This is a genomic window from Saccharothrix sp. NRRL B-16348 (assembly GCF_001280085.1).
Taxonomy (GTDB): domain Bacteria; phylum Actinomycetota; class Actinomycetes; order Mycobacteriales; family Pseudonocardiaceae; genus Actinosynnema.
Window position 1 is genome coordinate 21,401 of the sequence record NZ_LGED01000213.1, and the last position, 16,333, is coordinate 37,733.

13 protein-coding genes are annotated in these 16,333 nt (G+C 68.1%); 4 read left to right on the forward strand and 9 right to left on the reverse strand.

The window, feature by feature from the left end; genetic code table 11:
• Window positions 1-156 precede the first annotated feature (156 nt).
• A complete protein-coding gene (locus tag ADK67_RS27945; RefSeq protein WP_053719505.1) occupies window positions 157-1,062 on the forward strand; it encodes a terpene synthase family protein in 906 nt (301 codons plus the stop codon).
• A gap of 63 nt (window positions 1,063-1,125) precedes the next feature.
• Window positions 1,126-2,043 carry a calcium-binding protein gene (locus ADK67_RS54800; RefSeq protein ID WP_197289647.1) on the forward strand — a complete coding sequence of 306 codons (918 nt, stop codon included), beginning with the start codon at window positions 1,126-1,128 and terminating at the stop codon, window positions 2,041-2,043.
• Window positions 2,044-2,580: 537 nt separating this feature from the next.
• Here the strand turns inward: ADK67_RS54800 and ADK67_RS27955 are convergent.
• The 7 genes from ADK67_RS27955 to ADK67_RS27985 all read right to left on the reverse strand — a co-directional run bounded on the left by ADK67_RS27955 (window position 2,581) and on the right by ADK67_RS27985 (window position 10,141).
• Window positions 2,581-3,438 carry a sugar phosphate isomerase/epimerase family protein gene (locus ADK67_RS27955; protein ID WP_053719507.1) on the reverse strand — a complete coding sequence of 286 codons (858 nt, stop codon included), beginning with the start codon at window positions 3,436-3,438 and terminating at the stop codon, window positions 2,581-2,583.
• A 464-nt stretch (window positions 3,439-3,902) separates the two neighbouring features.
• On the reverse strand, window positions 3,903-4,637 hold the full coding sequence (locus tag ADK67_RS27960; protein ID WP_053719508.1) for an ABC transporter ATP-binding protein: 735 nt from the start codon (window positions 4,635-4,637) through the stop codon (window positions 3,903-3,905).
• The gene (locus ADK67_RS27965; RefSeq protein WP_053719509.1) at window positions 4,630-5,415 is read right to left on the reverse strand and encodes an ABC transporter ATP-binding protein; all 786 of its coding nucleotides are present in this window, start codon (window positions 5,413-5,415) and stop codon (window positions 4,630-4,632) included. The genes ADK67_RS27960 and ADK67_RS27965 overlap by 8 nt, the downstream gene beginning before the upstream one ends.
• A gap of 11 nt (window positions 5,416-5,426) precedes the next feature.
• Window positions 5,427-6,800 carry an ABC transporter substrate-binding protein gene (locus ADK67_RS27970; RefSeq protein ID WP_197289648.1) on the reverse strand — a complete coding sequence of 458 codons (1,374 nt, stop codon included), beginning with the start codon at window positions 6,798-6,800 and terminating at the stop codon, window positions 5,427-5,429.
• Between the two features lie 5 nt (window positions 6,801-6,805).
• Window positions 6,806-7,849: a branched-chain amino acid ABC transporter permease gene (locus tag ADK67_RS27975; RefSeq protein WP_053719511.1), complete on the reverse strand. Its 1,044-nt coding sequence runs from the start codon at window positions 7,847-7,849 to the stop codon at window positions 6,806-6,808.
• A complete protein-coding gene (locus ADK67_RS27980; RefSeq protein WP_053719512.1) occupies window positions 7,846-8,904 on the reverse strand; it encodes a branched-chain amino acid ABC transporter permease in 1,059 nt (352 codons plus the stop codon). Before ADK67_RS27980 ends, ADK67_RS27975 begins: the two co-directional genes overlap by 4 nt.
• A 73-nt stretch (window positions 8,905-8,977) precedes the next feature.
• Window positions 8,978-10,141, reverse strand: a complete 1,164-nt coding sequence (locus tag ADK67_RS27985) for a Gfo/Idh/MocA family protein (protein ID WP_053719513.1) — start codon at window positions 10,139-10,141, stop codon at window positions 8,978-8,980.
• A gap of 1,448 nt (window positions 10,142-11,589) precedes the next feature.
• Here ADK67_RS27985 and ADK67_RS55420 point away from each other — a divergent pair.
• A complete protein-coding gene (locus ADK67_RS55420; RefSeq protein WP_157620896.1) occupies window positions 11,590-11,961 on the forward strand; it encodes a winged helix-turn-helix domain-containing protein in 372 nt (123 codons plus the stop codon).
• A gap of 621 nt (window positions 11,962-12,582) precedes the next feature.
• On the forward strand, window positions 12,583-13,968 hold the full coding sequence (locus ADK67_RS27990; protein ID WP_053719514.1) for a glycoside hydrolase family 43 protein: 1,386 nt from the start codon (window positions 12,583-12,585) through the stop codon (window positions 13,966-13,968).
• A 458-nt stretch (window positions 13,969-14,426) separates the two neighbouring features.
• Here ADK67_RS27990 and ADK67_RS27995 read toward each other — a convergent pair whose 3' ends face one another.
• Window positions 14,427-15,881 carry a glycoside hydrolase family 43 protein gene (locus ADK67_RS27995; RefSeq protein ID WP_053719515.1) on the reverse strand — a complete coding sequence of 485 codons (1,455 nt, stop codon included), beginning with the start codon at window positions 15,879-15,881 and terminating at the stop codon, window positions 14,427-14,429.
• A 17-nt stretch (window positions 15,882-15,898) separates the two neighbouring features.
• Complete coding sequence (locus ADK67_RS51280; protein WP_157620897.1) at window positions 15,899-16,039, reverse strand: hypothetical protein; 141 nt, start codon at window positions 16,037-16,039, stop codon at window positions 15,899-15,901.
• Between the last annotated feature and the right edge of the window lie 294 nt (window positions 16,040-16,333).

Genomic DNA, 16,333 nt, shown 5'->3' on the forward strand with positions numbered 1-16,333 from the left:
CTGCGCACCGGACGCACCGCTTTGTCGCGCTGCCGCCCTCGAAGCATCCATTTCCGCGGATGCCCCGGTGCGCGGTGATCGCCCCGCCGCTGCTGCATCCCGACCGAATCGGCGCGGCCGCGTGCCGTGGCCGAGAGCCGCGAGAGGAGGCGCACGATGAACGAAGACCCGCTCGCCGCTTTCCGGCGGTTCTTCACCGACGATCGACACGTCGCGCTCACCGACGCGCTGCTCACCTGGTCGCTGCGACACTGCGCTTGCGATCGCGGAACCCCGTGGCACGCCCGCAGCTCCTTCTACTCCGCCACGTTCGCCCACCACTGCGCACCGCCGGACGCCACCTGGCAGGAGGTGTCGAGCAGCGGGAAGTTCCTCGTCGTCTGCTTCAGCATCGACGACGGACCCCGTGACGAACTGCAGCTCCTGACCCGGCAGCTCACCTCGGGGCAGCCGCCACGTGCGGGCGAGCTGGGACAGCTGCACCAGGCGCTGCTCGCGGACCTGCGCGCCTCGACCGCGGACACCGCGCACGTCGAACGCGGCCTGATCGCCTACTGCTCCGCCGCCGCGGTGGAAGGGACGCGCGGCGCCCGCCGGATCACCCCCGAGCAGTTCCACGACACACGCCGATCCCTCATCGCCGCCGACGGCTTCATCGCCCTCTGGCGAAGCCTCCGCGACCTGTCCGTACCGCACGACGAGCACGTGGTCGACCGGGTCGCCGAGATGGCGTATCTGGCCAACGACCTGGCTTCCCTGGAGAAGGAGACGCGACCCGGCTCACAGGACGCCCCGGAGTCCAACTACATCCTGTTCACCGCGGCACGATCCGGTCTGACCGTGCAGGAGGCGACCACCCGAGCCGTCGACCGCTACAACGCCCTCGCCGACACCCTCGCCCGAGCCGAGGTAGGACCGCTCACGACCCTGCTGCACGCCTTCGTGGACGGTTACCTGCACACCCACCTGGTCCTGTCCGGCACGCGCTACCCCGGCGCGGAGCAGAACCTGCGCCGCCTGCGTGCCGCCTCGCGGCCCGTCGACGACCCGCAGGCCGGTTGATGCCCCGCCCGAGCCCGATCGCACACCACGCGACGAACACCCGACCGAAGGATGGAGCAACAAATGCAACCGTTCGGTGAAGTGCCACAGAATCGACGTACGACCCCGCTGCTCGGTCGGACGGCGTTGGTCACAGCGGCCCTCACGGTCATCACGATGATCGTCTTACCGGTTCAAGCCAGTGCCCAGTTGGCCTGCAACGGCCTGCCGGCGACGCTGGAAGGCACCGCGGCCGGCGAAACGCTGACCGGTACCGCGGGCAACGACGTCATCGTCGGGCTGGGCGGCAACGACGTCATCAGCGGAGGCGGGGGCAACGACACGATCTGCGCCGGTCTGGGGGACGACACCGTCTACGGCGACACCGAGACCGTCTCATCACTTGCCGTGGGCGGTAACGACACCATGTTCGGCGGCGATGGCAACGACCTCCTGATCGGCGACTTCCGCGCCATCAACGGCCCGGCGGCCCTCGGGTTGCCCGGCAACGACAGCATCGACGGCGGCCTCGGCGCCGACGTGATCGCCGGCGACTACATCGACATCACCCTCACTCTCGCCGGCGCCGCACTGGCAGCCGCCAACGACACCATCGTCGGCGGCGACGGCATCGACACCATCTACGGCGACGCCAGGACCGGCACCATCTCCGGCGCCGGCGGCGGTGTGCTCACCCTGACCGGCAACGACAACATCACCGCCGGAGCAGGCACGGACACCGTCTACGGCGACTTCGACGCCGTCGTCATCCCGATCGGCCTGGCCACCGCCACCCAGAGCTTCAGCGACACCATCAACAGCGGCGACCACAACGACACCATCTACGGCGACGCCAGGACCGGCAACGGATCCCTGGTCGACGCCGGAGCCGGATTCGCCGACACCATCAACGGCGCAGCCGGCACCGCCGACACCGCACAGGCCGGCCCCGGCACCGACACCTGCACCAACGTCGAAACCACCGCCGGCTGCGAACTGTAAGAACCGGCCCGACCGAGCGGGTGGCAGACGGACATCGTCCACACCAGACGAACTGCCGGTCGGTGAACTCCGGATCCCCCGGTCACCCGAGCGTTCCTGGCAACCGCGCTGCCCGGCGAAGCCGCGGTGTCCACTGCTCTCCGCTGGTGAGTCGATCGAAATGACCTGGGGCACTGGTGGAAGCATCTGCACCAGCGGGTTCAACGCCAGGGAGGAGGACGGTCAAGTGGTGACGTCGACCGCGGGTCACTGCGGCAACGGTGTCGTGGGCAACGGTGGCGCCTCACCGGTGGTGACACGTTCGGCTACATCAAGGAGTCCCACTTCCCTGGATCCGACTGGTCCTCGATCCGCCCCGCCGTCGATTCCTCGTGGAGTTTCCCGTCGGCGGTCAAGCAGGCCGGTGGCCTGCCGCTCCAACCGATCTCATGACCGCAGACGGTGTGCAAGCGGAACACAGGGTTCTCACGATCCTCCACACGCACTTTCTGTTCCGCCCGGCGGGTCGGCGTCGGTGGTTCCGGGGGGTGACGCCGGTCAGGCGGTGCCGATCACCTCCCGGAGGAACCGCAGCCCGTCCACGGCCAAGGCGTCCTGGCTGGACGCCAGCGGGCGCCAGATGGACGCGGCGGTCGCGATACTCTCGTTGTCCCCGGTGAACGACTCGATGCACAGCGGCCCGGTGTAGCCGGCCTCGGCCAGCGCCGCGACGACATCCGGCCAGTCGAGGTGGTCCGCACCCGGCGCGCCGCGGTCGTTGCCGCACACCTGGACGTGCGCGATCCGGCCCTCGGCCGACCGGATCGCGGTGCCGACGTGCTTCTCCTCGATGTTCTGGTGGTAGACGTCGACCCCGACGCCACACCCGTCGACGGGAAGCCCGTCCAACGCCGCCAGCGTCTGCCCGATCGTGTTGAGCAGACTGGTCTCGTACCGGTTCAAGGGCTCCACCGCGACCCGCACGCCCGCCGCGCGGGCGTGCTCGACCACCGGTGCCAGGTTGTCGCGCAGTTCGGCGATCCCGTCGCTCCGCTCCTGCTCCGACATCCGCCACGTCCGACCGACCGACGCGTACGCCGGACCCGCGATGACCGGCGAACCGACCTCCACCGCGATGTCCACGAGCCGGCGCAGGTAGTCCTGGGTGGCGCCGATGGTCGCGGGCTCCGCCGCGACCAGTTCCCGGCCCGGCGCCATTACCACGCACAAGGTCGCGGCGAGCCCGTGGTCCGCCAGCACCCGCGCGGCGAGCGCGGGGTCCCAGTCGTCGACCTCCTCAACCGGGAGTTCGAGCACGTCGAACCCCCATCCGGCCACTCGCGCGGCCAGCTCGGCAAGCGCCGCATCGCGCAGCGGCGACGTCCACACCCACGTACTCACACCGATCGCGTGCATGTTCCTCCGTCCGGACGGGGTTCGAGGTCATTCCCGGCGCGGGTAGCCGGCCAGCCGGGTGACATCGTTGCGGTTGCCGCTGGTCAGTGTGACGGCGACAGAGATGCGGGTGGGCGTCGGTGATCAGGTGGTGTTCGGAGCCGGGCTTGCGTCGGGTCGACCGGCCTCGGCCCGTGCGGTCCCCCTTCGAGGGCACGCACACGGCGTTCTTGGAACGCCTTGCGGCATCGGCAAAGCCGACACGACAGATTCCCGAACTGGTTCAGTCTAATTTGGACGGATCTGACGTTCACGCCGTGTGGCAGGGTGGACCGGGGCCACTGCACTACCCACCACGCCATGGGTGTCGGCATCCCTGCGCGTCGGTGGGCATTCCGGCAAGATCTGATGTCGAGAGCCTCATGACTAACGACCTGTTCTATCTGGACGCCGTTCCGGGGACGGCATCGGTCGGCCTATGAGCGTCATCGCACGGCGTCCGGAAGCGGCTCGACACCGAGATAGCGCTTCTGCGCACCCGGGTCGGCCAACAGCTCCGCGGAGGTGGTTTCGGTCGCGACCGTACCCGACTGCATCACGATCATGCGGTCCGCAAGCGTCGTGGCGACGCCGAGGTTCTGTTCCACCACGAGCAGGCCCATCCCACTGGCGGCAAGCTCCCTGATCGTCACGATGAGTGTTTCCACCACCGTGGGCGCCAAGCCCTCCGACGGCTCGTCCATGATGAGCAGCTTCGGGTTGGTGAGCAGCGCGCGTCCTATCGAGAGCATTTCCTGCTCGCCGCCCGAGAGCGCCGTTCCCGAGACGTTCTTGCGCTCCGCCAGTCGCGGGAACAGCTCGTAGACGCGCGCCGGCGTCCAGGCTGCCTTGGCCGGCGCCCCGACGATCTGGAGGTGCTCATCCGTGGTGAGCGACTGGAACAGCCGCCGACCCTGGGGGACATAGCCGATGCCGGCCTTCACGATCTTGTGCGGAGGCTTGCCCCGCAACTCCACGCCGGCGAGCCTGGCCGACCCCGTCGAGCGCCCGTCGACTCCGAGCACCCCGACGAGCGCCTTGCACAGCGTGGTCTTGCCCATGCCGTTGCGGCCGATGACCGCGACGGGTTCCGCGCCCATCACCAGTGACACGCCCTGCAGGACGTGCGCCGAACCGTAGTACGCGTCGAGGTTCTCGACCACCAGCAGCGGATCACTCATGCGAGATCAGCCCCGATCCCAGGTACAGGTCGTGCACGGTCTGGTTGGCGCGGATCTCCTCCGGGGTGCCTTCAACGATCACGCGCCCGTCGTGCATCATCGTCACCCACCGCGCCACGCGGAGGGCGACGTCCATGTCGTGCTCGATCAGGACGAGCGTGATCGACTCGTCCAGGTCGAGCAGCATCTCGGTGAGCCGCACGCGCTCGGCACGCGAGAGGCCGGCGGCAGGCTCGTCGAGCATCAGCAGCTTGGGGTCGGCGGCGAGCGCCATGCCGACCTCCAGCTGCCGCTGCTCGCCGTGCGAGAGGTTCATGACCAGATCGTGCAGCCGGTCGGTCAGCCCCACGGTGGCGGCCATGGGCCGCGCCTTCTCGCGCAGCTCCTCGTCCTTCGCGGAGGGCGTCATCCGTAGCCGGCCCGCACCGACCCCGAGCGCCGCCAGGTAGAGGTTGTCCTCGACGGAGAGCCCGGCGAACAGCCGTGACGTCTGGAACGTCCGGGAGAGGCCCATGCGGGCGCGCTTGCGGGCGGGCAGATCCGTCACGTCGCGACCGAAGAGCTCGACACGGCCGCTGCTCGGCGGGAACTCCCCGGAGATCAGGTTGAACACGGTCGTCTTGCCGGCGCCGTTGGGGCCGAGGACGGCCCGGCGCTCGCCGGGCCGCACCTCCAGGTCCACACCGCGCACGGCGTGGACGCCACCGAACCGGTGGTCGATCCCCCGGAGCCGGAGGATCGGATCCGCACGCTCGAACTCCGCTGCTTGGTCAGTCATTCGCCAACCCGCTACCTCGAGAACTTCACCGGCTCGGACTTGCCCACCCACGGCGGGGCGGCACCGCTCGCGCAAGCCGGGTTGTCGCGGTCCGGCGACGGCGTGTCCTTGGAGAAGACACCGTTGAACGTCTGCTCGACCTCCGGTACCCGGGCGAACGTCTGGACGTCCGGCACGCCGTCGCCGGTGTTGTCGGCGACGATCTTCTTCAGGTACACGTCCGTGATGCCCTGGCGGTTGCTGTCGAGCTTGACGTCGCCCCACGGGGCCTCTTGGCCGGTCAGCGTCATCTTCGCGAGCGCCGCCTGGAGCTTGCTCTGGTCGGAGACGTCGCCGTCGACCTCCTCGAGCGCCTTGATCAGCGCCGTCGTGCCGGTGTAGTAGCCGTAGGTGAAGACCGACGGGCCGAGCCCCGCGATCTCGTCACCGTAGGCGTCCTTGAGTTCCTTCAGGTAGGCCGCGACCTCGGGATCGTCGGAGTCGGCCGCCGTCATCGCCGCGGTGGTGCCGCCGATGAGCGACTGGCCGACCTCCTTGAGCACGAGCGGGTCGTCCCAGAAGATGTTGCCCAGCATGCGCTCGGTGTCGAACCGGCCGCGCAGTTCCTTGTACTGCTTGATGAACGAGATCAGACCGGTGCCACCGACGCCCACGTACAGGCCGTCGACGTCCTGCGGGAGCTGGGAGATGTGGGAGGAGTAGTCCTTCTCGCCCAGCGGCGCCCAGACGCGCTTGGAGACCTTGCCGCCGAGCGCGCAGAACTCGGCGACGAAGCCCGACAGCGAGGTGTACGGGAACGAGTAGTCGTCGCCGACGATCGCGGCGGTGCGCCAGCCGAGCGTGTTGTAGGCGTAGTCACCGAGGCCCGCGGACCACTGCGCGCCGTCCGGGTGGAAGCGGAAGAAGTTCGGTGCCTGGACCTTGAGCGTCGCGTCCTGCGCGCCGGAGATGCCGTTCACGAACGTCTTGTCCGGGTGCTGCTTCGCGTAGTTCGCCACCGCGATGCCCTCGTCGCCGGAGAAAGGGCCGATCATGACGTCGGCGCCGTTCTGCTCCATCAGGCGGCGGGTCTCCTCGATCGCCTTGTCGGCCGTGTCGTCGGCGCAGCCGTAGCTGACGATCTCCACGTCCTTACCGGCGATCTTGGCGCCGGACACGCCGTCGGTCGGCCTCTCGCCGTTGGGCTTGGCCCCGGCGTACTTGATGAGCGCGAGGTTCGCGCCCGATGCGGTCGGCTCGAAGAACGATCCGAACGCGCCCTCGCAGTCCGACAGGAAACCGATCTTGATCGCTCCGCTGGAGGGCGCGCCCCCGTCGCTTCCTCCGCAGCCCGCGAACGTGAGCGCCGCGACAATGCCGAGCACGGTGTAACGAGGTCGTGGCATTCGCTTCACCTCTCCTGGGGAACTGTTCGTTGGTCCGGCGTCGCCGGACGCTTTCGGTCGCCCAGCTTGGCCTTGACCCGATCCCAGATGCCGATGATGCCTCCGGGCGAGGCCAGGACGATGATCAGGAACAGCACGCCGATGAGCGTGTTGAACCGAGCGGGTCCGAGGATGTTGCCGACCTGCGGCACCCATTCCCGCGAGTAGTTGTCGATCAGCGCGTAGGTGAACGCGCCGATCCACGCCCCTTCGAGTCGGTAGAGACCGCCGATGACGGCGATGATCAGGATGTCGATCGCCTGCGCCAGGTTGATCGAGCCCGGCGTGATGCGGCCGTTGTAGAAGACGGACAGCACACCCGCGACGCCGGCGACGAAGGCCGCGATGCCGAACGCGAGCGTCCGGTGCAGCAGGACGTCGAAGCCGAGCGCGCGCATGCGGGCCGGCTCGTCACGGACGCCCTGCAGGCCCAGCCCGAAGGCGGTCCGCGACAACGTGGCCAACCCGAGGAAGACCAGGACCGCGACGACGAGCGTCAGGAAGTAGCGCGGCACGGGATTGCTCTCCGCGCTCCCGACAATGCCGGGCAGATCGACGCTGTTGATGCCACCGAAGCCGGAGAGCCCGGTGACCTGGGAGAAGAAGTAGAAGACGAGCACGCTGAACGCCAACGTGATCATCAGGAAGTAGATGCCCTCGCTGCGGGCCGCGATCCAGCCGAACCCGAGACCCACGACCGTCGCGACGACGAGTGCGACGACGAGCGCGTGGTACGGATTCCAGGCCGCCGCGGCGCCGCCGTCGGCCAGGACGAGGTTGGCGTAGGTCATGCCGGCGATGCCGTAGATACCGACCTGCGCGAGCGACACCATGCCCCCGTAGGCGGCGAGGAAGATCAGGCTCGCCGCGGCGATGCCGAGCCACAGCGCCTTCGTGAGGATCACGTTCAGGAAGAAGCTCGAGACGAGCAGAGGGGCGATCGCGGCGAGCACGACGACCACTCCCAGGACCGGCCACGCGAGTCGAGTGGTGCTGACGGTCGGGTTCACGCCGGCCTCCCGAAGATCCCCAGTGGCCGCACCGCGAGCACGCCGACGAGCAGGCCGAACGTCACGATGACCGAGTAGTTGGTCAGGTCCGTCCCACCGAAGACGAGGTAGACGTCCGCGTACGAGTCGACGAGGCCCAGTGCCAGCGCGCCGATCGCCGCACCGCCCAGCGACCCCATCCCGCCGATGATCACGACGATCAGCGAGTTGAGGAGGAACGCCGCGTCATGCCCCGGCGCGAGCGAGATCATCGTTCCGCCGAGGACGCCGCCGAAGCCGGCCAGCGTCGCGCCGAGGAAGAACGCGCCGGCGAAGACGAGGTTCACGTTGATCCCGAGCGCCGACACCATGTCGCGGTCGTCGACGCCCGCCCGCACGATCTTGCCGAAGCGCGTGCGCTTGATGATCAGCCACAGCGCGAGCCCGATCAGGAGCGCCGCGCCGATCACGACTACTCCGCGGAAGAACCCGAACCGCACCTCACCCGGCAGCGTGATGCTCGTCGGCCACCAGGACGGCACCGCGATCTCCTTCGAGATACCGCCGAACGCGGCCAGCATCTGGTCGGCGATGATCACGCTCAGCGCGATCGTGATCAGCGCCTGGCGCAGATCCTGCCCCTGGCTGCGGCGCAGGAAGACCTGCTGGATCGCGACCCCGAGCAACCCGATCACGAGCGTGGCGACGACGAGCGGCACGAGCCAGCCGAGCAGCCCGTACTCGACGCCGGCATTGCCGCTGAGTGAGATACCGAGCCCCTTCTCCTCCCTGAACCACCGGCTCTGGATCTCCAGCGCGATGTAGCCGCCAAGGAGGTACAGCGACCCGTGCGCCATGTTGACGACGCGCATGAGCCCGAAGATCAGTGTGAATCCGCTGGCCACCACGAAGTACAGAGCGGCGAGCGTCAGCCCGCTGAGGGTGACCGTCGTGAACTGACGAAGGTCTTCCACGGCCTTGAACACCAGGAAAACCACCACGACGGCGGCCACGGCGATGAGCGCGATGCGCTTGGCAGACCGGGAGGTGGCAGTGGTGATCGACGGACGACTCATCGCTGCACCGTCGTGACGTCGGAGTCGGGCGCCGGCCGGAGCGCTCCGCCCACGGCGGGGCCCACCTCACCGCTCATCGCGCCAACTCCCGTCGGGTGTCCTGGTCACGTCGGTCGTCCAGGGTGAATTCGGGCAGGCGCACGAGCTCACCGCCCTTGAGCGCGGACTCGTGCGCGCAGAGGCCCACGCAGGTCCAGTTGGCCGAGCGGCGCGCGTTCGGGAACGGCTCGCGCTGCTCGGCGAGGGCGCTGACGAACTCGTGCACCAGATGGGGGTGCGAGCCGCCGTGGCCGGCGCCCTGCGTGAAGCTGAGATGCGTTTCCCCGTCGTCGTAGACGCCCCTCGTCGTGAAGCGCCGGATCGGCTCGGGCAGGCGCTCGGCGAAGTCGGGGACCTCGACCAGCTCAGGGATCTCCGGCTCGGGGCGCTTGGCGGTGTGCAGGACGTGCCGCCCGCCCTCGGTGAGAGTCCACTCGAACGACCGCTCGGAGCCGTAGACGTCGATGCTCTCCCGGTACTGGCGAGCCACGTCGAACAACGATCGGCTGACGCGTGCGGTGAGATCGCTGTCGAGCAACTTCACGTGCGCGGTCTCCACCGCGAACGGAGACCCGTAGTGCCCGACCAGCTCCTCACGGATCGTGCCCGAACCGAAGCACGACACGACCTCGGCGGACGCGTCGGCAAGCGCGAGCACCGGGCCCACGCAGTGCGTCGCGTACCACATCGGCGGCAGACCCGGCCAATAGCCGGGCCAGCCGTCCATGTCCTGCATGTGGCTCGCCTGCAGGAACTGCAACCTGCCGAGCCCACCCGAATCGTAGAGCTGCTTGATGTGCAGGTACTCACGGGAGAAGACGACCGTCTCCATCATCATGTACCGCAGACCGGTCCGCTCGACCGCGTCCACGATCCGCCCGCAGTCCTCGACGCTCGTCGCCATCGGCACCGTGCAGGCGACGTGCTTGCCCGCCTCCAATGCCTCGACCGTCATCCACGCGTGATCCGGAATCGGCGAGTTGATGTGGACCGCGTCGACGTCGGGGTCCTTGAGCAGTTCGCGGTAGTCCGTGTAGCGCTTGTCGACGCCGAACCGGTCCCCCACCTCGTCGAGACCGGCACGATCACGCCGACAGATCGCGGCCACCTCCGCCTGTGGATGCCACTGGTAGATCGGGATGAACTCGGCGCCGAAGCCGAGGCCGACCACTGCTACGCGAATGGGCTGACCGGCCATCGTCCACGCTCCTCTCCTACGGTTTCGGTCCGACCACCATGGCGGCCGAGCACACGCGGAAGAACAATCCACCGCGGAATCCGGACGCCCGACCCACGAAGCCCTCTCGCACACGACTCGATCACCAGCAGGCATCCCCAGCCGACGCCGAAATCATCCGCCCCACCGGACGACGTAACAGAAGCCGTGCTCAGGGGTGTACTCAGTGGACGCGCTGCGCCCGTTGATCCGGTACGGCCGCTGGCGCGCGATTCCCGCGCGCCGCGCCCGACGTGGCGTCCGCCGCCGCGTCGGCCGCCGGGTCGCCGGGCAGTGGGCATCGGCTGACGACGTCAGGCACCTCGTTCCGCAGGTCCGACATCACCGACGCCCCCGATCGCCCACATGCCCTCGAGCCGACGAGCGAGGGAGGCGCCATCATCGCCCGGGTCGCCGTCATCGTCCGGGACGGGGACACACGCGACCCGCGCGAGCGGGGCCGAAGAGGACAGTTCGCCGTTGAACCATGAGAACTCCGAACGGGTAGGAAGAATCGAACCGGTCCGATTGAATTTGACGTTGTGCAGCTCAAAGTCCGCTACGCGAAGCCTCGGACTGGCCGAACCGATTTGACGACACGGGAAAGGATCATCACCAGGGGTGCACCCACCGCGCCGTCACCTGGCAGGCGACCAGTCGACGCGCTCCGCGCCATCGCGCGGAACTGCTCACTGCCATCTCCGCTCCTCGGAATCCGATCAACGGGTCGAGCGCGAGTCGAAACGCCGCATCCGCCCTGGTCGACAACATGCGTCCACCAGGTAGGCCGGGCACCGCGGCGGGGCTACCGGGCACAACACCGGCGCTCGAAGTACGCCTGGCCGTGCCGAGCAGAAGTGTGACAGTCCCGTGTTTACGTTCACAAGAAGTCTTCTAGAAACTTTTGCGAATTACACTGGACGGAGTAGCACTCCCCCGGGCGCGTTCCCGAAATGTAGCAGCGCTGCCAGCAAGAGGGCGGCGCCACGCCCACCCAATCCGCCCGAATGCTAATGTCAGCGCCAAATATTTAGCGCCCACCGCTCTTGCCCGTTCGCCGCAATTCGACGAGAATCCGCGGCCGCCCAAACGATCACTTCAGTCGCCATCGCCCGTTGCCTCCGCAGTGGCATGGCCGCCGTAGCCCGCGGACACCGCACCGACCACCGCCCGACTCGTCTACACGATCCTGGCGGACACCCCTGGGCGCGCGGTGTCTCCAGGCGCTTCGAAAGCCCGGCCCGATCACCAGCAGCGCGACGGACGCAAGTGGCTTGTTCACCCTCGCGCCTCCCCGATTCATGACCCTGCCCCGCTCCCCCCGCCACCTACAGATCTTGAAAGGCCGGGGTTGATCGTGCGGTTCTCGGCGTGTCCTGCTTGGTCGTGATCGGGTTGTGGTCCACCGCAAGCGGCGATGAGGTACGCGGATGGTGGTGGCCTGTCCGAGCGGGGCAGGGCCAAACGCGAGCAGGTCCGGTTACCGGCGGCGCAGCGGTTCGCCCAGAACGTGGCCGTGGCGGAGATCGCCCGCCGACTGCGGGTGTCGACCAACCGACCTGATCGCACGCCTGTTCCACACCCACTACACGCTGCGCGAGGTCTCGTATCTGTTGCACTGCATGGGATTCTCCCCGCAGGTGCCGACTGCCGCAGGCCCGGGGGTCTTCCTCGATGCCGGGCCGCACCGGGTTGTCGGAGCCCATGCCGTTTCCGCGAGTTGGGGAAGTCGCGGCACCTCGACAGGAGGCGGCGCTCGCCGTGGTGATCGGCAATCACGTGCTGCGTCACCGCCGACGTGATCGCCGGATTCACGATCGTCAAGGACCTGTCCGCATGTACCGGTGTTAACGATAACAGGCCGAACCGGCGGATCTCAAGTACTGGGTGGCGACCCCAATGGAAATGCTACCGAGGTGACGGTTGGCGATGCTCACACCTCCTGGAGTGGGAGTTCACGAGTGCGAACGAGCTTGTAGCTGGGCCGCCCCGCAAGGTCAAGAGCTTTCCTCAAGTTGATCTTGCCCGTTGCCAACCCGCTCATGTTATCGCTAACAATAACTTCCCGAAAGGCCTGAACGGTACTTGTCCGGGGTGAAACCGGTGCGTTACGGTGCCGCCACCGCTCCCCGGCGTGCTGACCCGGCACACGGCCAGGAGGCGTGCAACATCCGGCTCGCAAGGAGGCGACGCATGGCTGCGCGCGCGTTCCCCGTTCCCGGGATGAGGTCGACCGGCTACATCGGACGAACAGCCCGTCCGCCCTTGCAGGTTTCCTCCGGCTGACAGCCGGACTTCCGACAGCCGAATCGCCCGCGGCAGTCCCGCGTGGTGGCCGTCCCACACCGCTCCATCGACAGTGGAGCGCGGCTCCGTCCTGCCTCGTGTGTCCCTCCCGCAGCGCACCGCGAAAGGAAACGATCATGACAAGACTTCTCCGGCTGGCCGCCTGCTGGCTCGCCATGACAGCGCTCGCCGTAGGCATCGGCGGCGCTCCCGCGCAGGCCCAGACGACCGACGCCGCCTACGTGATGGGGTACTTCAAGGAGTCCCTGAACGGCTCGGGCAACGTCAACGCCGTCCACCTCGCCGTCAGCGACGACGCTCTGGAGTGGACACCGCTCAACGACAACAACCCCGTCCTCACCCCGACCGAGGGCACCAAGGGCATCCGCGACCCGTTCATCACCCGGCTCAACAACGGCACCTGGGTCGTGCTGGCGACCGACATCCCCGTCGGCGGCAACTTCGGCAGGCCCAACCAGAACATCCACGTCTGGACCTCGCCGGACCTGGTGAACTGGTCGGCCGACCGGCTGCTCAACGTCAACAGCACCAACACGACCTCCTTCAGCTGGGCGCCCGGGCTGCACTGGGACCCGTCGCGCAACGCCTACGGCGTCACCTTCTCGACCATTCCACCGGGGGGCTCCCACCCGGTGATCTCCGTCTCCTACACCACCGACTTCGTCACGGCGACCGCGCCGGTCGTGTTCTTCAACCCCGGATCGGGCGTCATCGACTCGCACGTGATCACCGGTGTGAACGGGATGAACTACATGTACTACCGCAACGACGCGACGGGCGGGATCCTCGGGGCCCGCTCGACGTCGCTGGAGCCGGGCAGCTTCACCCCCTACAGCTCCGCGATCGGTGACAACTCGTGCACCGAGGCGCCGACGCTGGTCAAGTCGCTGACCGCGAACAAGTGGTGGCTGTGGGCCGACACCTACTGCCCCAACGCCAGGTTCGACCTGTGGGAGGGCGACCTCGCCACGGCGACGTGGACCAAGGCCGGCCGCCAGTCCTACAGCGCGCCGTTGAACGGCAAGCACAACACGATCCACACGATCACCGCCGCCGACCGCGACCGGCTGCTCGCCCGCTACGGCAGCACGAGCTGGAACCGGCTCAAGTCGCTCAACTACCCGGGCCACTACGTCCGGCACGCGAACCTCGTCGGCCGCATCGACGAGCAGCCCTTCGAGCCGTACCAGGACTCTCAGTGGCGGCTGCGGGCCGGCCTGGCAGACCCGAACGCCGTGTCGTTCGAGTCGGTCAACTACCCCGGCAACTTCCTGCGGCACCAGGGCTTCGAGGTCAAACTCATGCAGAACGACGGTACCTCCGGCTTCGCCGCGGACGCCACGTTCACCAGGGTCCCCGGCCTCGCGGACGCCTCCTGGTCGTCGTTCCGCTCGGTCAACTACCCCACCCGCTATCTGCGGCACTTCGACTTCGTCCTGCGCATCGACGAGATCACGACCACGGCCGACCGCGCAGACGCCACCTTCCGCGCCGTCCACTGACCCCGACTCGGAACACCAACCACGACATCGCGTCCACCTGGCCGAGGTACACCAGTCACCTCGGCCAGGCGGACAGCCACTCAGGGGCGCTGCGTTCGACGGATCCCGATCACCCGCGCACCGCGCCGCCGTCCGCACCGCCGAGGTGATCACCCGGACCGTGCTGCCCGCGACCACGCAGGCGGTGTGCGAGGCAGCGGACGTCGCGGGCGTGAACGCCGGGGTGCCGGACGAGTACCTGCCGGAGGCATCGGTTCGGCATCAACGGTTTGGACGGTCTGGGCGACCGCCCGGGAGCGGGTCGCCGTCCCCGGTTGACCGAGGACGAGCGCTACATCACCGGGTCAGAACCCCCGCGCCCCTGGCCGTGGCGGTGGTGGTGACCACGGCGTCCGCCCTAGCTCTCTCGGACACCAGAACGGCTGAGATCTCAGCCGGAGCAATGCTGTTCGGCTTGGTCAGCTGGTCAGGCGGAACGTGGCGTCGCTGCGCGCGATCTCGGTGGTGGCCGGGTCGAGCTTGAGCTGGTAGTCGTGGTGGCGGATGTAGCGGTCGGGGTAGTTGTAGGACTGGAAGGAGCTCCACGTCGAGGACGCCAACCCGGCGACTTGGCGGAACGTGGCGTCGGCCTGGAACTGCGTGGTGCCGTCGTAGGAGGCGAGCACGAAGTCGTAGTTGACGTGCCGCAGGTAGTAGCCGGGGTAGTTGACCGACTCGAACGACACCGCCGAGGAGTCGGCCAGGCCGGGCATGATCCGGAACTGGGAGTCCTGCAGCGGGCTGACGTTCGGGTCGATGCGCACGTCGAAGTTGGCGTGGCGCACGTAGCGGTCCTGCAAGTTGAACGACTGCAGGCGGTTGACCGGCCTCACGCCCCACTTGGCCAGCACGCGGCTCTCCTCGGCGGCGGTCAGGCTCATGATGCCGCCGTGGCGCTTGAGGGTGCTGCCCAGCGCGTAGTCCGACTCCGTGCGGAAGTTGTTCGTGCTGCCGAGGTTGGTCGAGGTGATCGGCATGTAGCCGCGGCCGGTTTTGAACTGGTCCAGCCACAGGCTCCATTCGTTGCGGCCGTTGAACGGCATCCACATCGGGCCCTCGACCACGTTGCCGTCGGCCGCCCAATCGTTGGAGATGCCCATGTGGGACAAATCGCCGATCCGCGTCCACGTGCCGAGGATCGAATTGCTGCCCTCGATGGTGATCTGCCCGTCTGCGGAGGCGCGGTAGTAGCGGAAGCCGCCGACGCTGGTGGGCGACTCCACGATCTGGGTGTCGATGATGCCATGACCCGCCGCGCCTCGGTCGATGTAGAGGGTCGGCGCGGTGAACGTGCGGAAGTCGGTGGTCCGCGAGTAGTAGATGCGGTGCTTCTTGACGCCGTCGAGGGTCGCGTTCGTCGCCCAGTAGATGACGTAGTCACCGGTCGCCGGGTCGAAGATCGCCTCCGGCGCCCACGCGTCACCCGCACCGGAGATCGCGCCCGCCACGTTCAGCAGTCGCGGCGCGGACCAGTTCACCAGGTCCGCGGACTCCCAGACGACGAGCTGGGTGCTGCCCCGGTTGGCCGCGTCGTCCCACGACGTGCCGCTCTCCATGCGCAGGTCGGTGGCAATGATCCAGAACTTGTCGCTGTTGGGTGAGCGGACGATCGCCGGGTCGCGCACCCCGCGGGTGCCCACGGTGGACAGCAGGACGGGAGCGCCGTTGTTCAGGTCGTTCCAGTGCAGGCCGTCGCGGCTGTGCGCGAGGTAGATCTGCTCACCGGTCGCGTGCTCGCCGGTGAAGTGCACCATCAGGTAGCCGGTGAACGGGTCCGCGGCGGACGCGCGGTCCACGGCGAACAGGACCTGGGCACTGATCACCATGAGCATCGCACCCAGCATCGCGCCGATCCGCGACAGTGTTCGTTTCACTGGTTCTTCTCCTCGAATCAGAGGGTGGGGACGATCGGGGTGATGGTGCCGTCGACGTTGAACGTCATGCGGTCGACGGTGACCTCACGAGTGGTGCCGGGGGCCTTGATGCCGAGCTCCAGCCGCTTCTGGAGCACGACACCGGTTCTGAGCGGCACGGACCCTGGTCGGCGGGGTCCGTGCCGCTCAGATCAGTTGCAGGTGCGAGCCGGGTACGGCGCCTCGCTCTCCGTCGAGACGGATTCGCCGTCGATGGTCGCCGAGAGCTCAGCGGATGCCGCTCCCTCCGGCACGCTCACCAGTCGGGTCGTGAAAGCGTGCACCGCGTTCGCGCCGGGGCGGCCGACGCCCGGGACTTGCTGCCATACGGCGTCTCGAAGGCGACCGTGATCGGCACCTCCTCCGCGTTGGCCGCGCGCACCGCGACGACCACCATTCCGGCCACGCAGCGG

Bases quoted from the DNA above. Each gene is read 5' to 3' on its own strand.
- ADK67_RS55420 (WP_157620896.1), top strand. From the start codon at position 11,590: ATGGTGGTGGCCTGTCCGAGCGGGGCAGGGCCAAACGCGAGCAGGTCC.
- ADK67_RS27990 (WP_053719514.1), top strand. From the start codon at position 12,583: ATGACAAGACTTCTCCGGCTGGCCGCCTGCTGGCTCGCCATGACAGCG.
- ADK67_RS27985 (WP_053719513.1), bottom strand. From the start codon at position 10,141: ATGGCCGGTCAGCCCATTCGCGTAGCAGTGGTCGGCCTCGGCTTCGGC.
- ADK67_RS27955 (WP_053719507.1), bottom strand. From the start codon at position 3,438: ATGCACGCGATCGGTGTGAGTACGTGGGTGTGGACGTCGCCGCTGCGC.
- ADK67_RS54800 (WP_197289647.1), top strand. From the start codon at position 1,126: ATGCAACCGTTCGGTGAAGTGCCACAGAATCGACGTACGACCCCGCTG.
- ADK67_RS27945 (WP_053719505.1), top strand. From the start codon at position 157: ATGAACGAAGACCCGCTCGCCGCTTTCCGGCGGTTCTTCACCGACGAT.
- ADK67_RS27980 (WP_053719512.1), bottom strand. From the start codon at position 8,904: ATGAGTCGTCCGTCGATCACCACTGCCACCTCCCGGTCTGCCAAGCGC.
- ADK67_RS27970 (WP_197289648.1), bottom strand. From the start codon at position 6,800: ATGCCACGACCTCGTTACACCGTGCTCGGCATTGTCGCGGCGCTCACG.
- ADK67_RS27965 (WP_053719509.1), bottom strand. From the start codon at position 5,415: ATGACTGACCAAGCAGCGGAGTTCGAGCGTGCGGATCCGATCCTCCGG.
- ADK67_RS27960 (WP_053719508.1), bottom strand. From the start codon at position 4,637: ATGAGTGATCCGCTGCTGGTGGTCGAGAACCTCGACGCGTACTACGGT.